2 protein-coding genes are annotated in these 1,229 nt (G+C 39.1%); both read right to left on the reverse strand.

The annotated features are described in order from the left end of the window. Positions 1 to 22: 22 nt before the first annotated feature. The gene (locus HMPREF3047_RS00005; protein ID WP_210399743.1) at positions 23 to 364 is read right to left on the reverse strand and encodes a hypothetical protein; all 342 of its coding nucleotides are present in this window, start codon (positions 362 to 364) and stop codon (positions 23 to 25) included. A 39-nt stretch (positions 365 to 403) separates the two neighbouring features. After that, the coding region (locus tag HMPREF3047_RS00010; protein WP_283127023.1) for a hypothetical protein at positions 404 to 1,229 on the reverse strand (826 nt) is incomplete at its 5' end.

Consider the following 1,229-nt stretch of genomic DNA (forward strand, 5'->3'; position numbering starts at 1 on the left):
ATCTCCTTCTTGATAAAAATTATTACTTGCTAAGGTTTTTTGTTGGATTTCTCTTATCAGCAAGATCTAGTCTATAAACAGTATCAGAAATACCATGCTCGATTTCATGGGCATAATCAGAAGCCGTAAGATAATCTTTTCCAAATACCATCTCACGGTATTCAATGTCTTCTTTTAATTTTCTCGTTGTATAAGTGGCTGGAACATGATGATCGCCACGAATACTTGATAGCCCCCATTTATTGATAAAAATATGAGTCTTTTGCATAATAACATTATCCCGCATGATGCTATCAATCTCCTTTTTAGGCATGCACATGCGAATAAAATGCTGCCGAATTTGTGCATTTTGAACTGTTGCCATAATAATTCTCCTATTAATTGTTTGAGTAAATTTTTAATTTTAATTGGTGATAAAATAATTTTTTTTATATAAATAATTTTTTTTATATTGAATATAAGATATTTCCTTGCTACATCTCATATTTTCTTGGTTATCATGCATAAAGTATAGAGATACACTATCATGAATAGACAATCTTGCATGAAAATTCTTAATATGACCGTTGTTGTCAATAGCCTCTAATGATTTTTCTAAGTTGTCAATATCCTTTAATGATTTTCCAAAACTTACAGCAGAATCAGAACAAAATATCGGTCTAAACATTGGATGCCAACCAATGCTTGGCAGGGGCAAATCCTCGGGATAACGGTTGTCAGGAAACAACGAACGGTAATGCTTTAAATAATCAGGCGTTGCTTCGATTTCTAAAAAAGTACTGCCGTTGTAGTTGGTCTGATGCACTACCGTAAAGCCGTCGGTCGGCCGTTTTAGCTTACGCCGCCTGTGTTTGAGCCATTTCTGCCGCTCTGCCTTGTCTTTCCATCTGAGTACCGCCTGTTTTTCTCCGTCAGGCCGCAAACGGCCGGAAAGCCGCAGATAGCGCCGGTACACGGGAATCTGCCACTTTTTCGCTAAATCTTCAGGTGGCATATCAAGCAAACAGGCACTATGCAGCGTGCCGGCCATCTGTCTGAACAAATTCTCGAAGCTCTCTACAGGATAAAGCTGCCCGCAGCCCGTTGCGTCATCCGCATATGCTTGAGAAACAGAGACCGTCTGAATGCCGCTATCAGCATGAGACAAAATGGGCAGCAACATGGCCGGCCACAGCAAAGCAGCTAAAAATTTCACACTCATCTCCTTCTTGATAAAAATTATTACTTGC

This window comes from Neisseria sp. HMSC075C10 (assembly GCF_001815615.1).
Lineage (GTDB): Bacteria > Pseudomonadota > Gammaproteobacteria > Burkholderiales > Neisseriaceae > Neisseria > Neisseria subflava_A.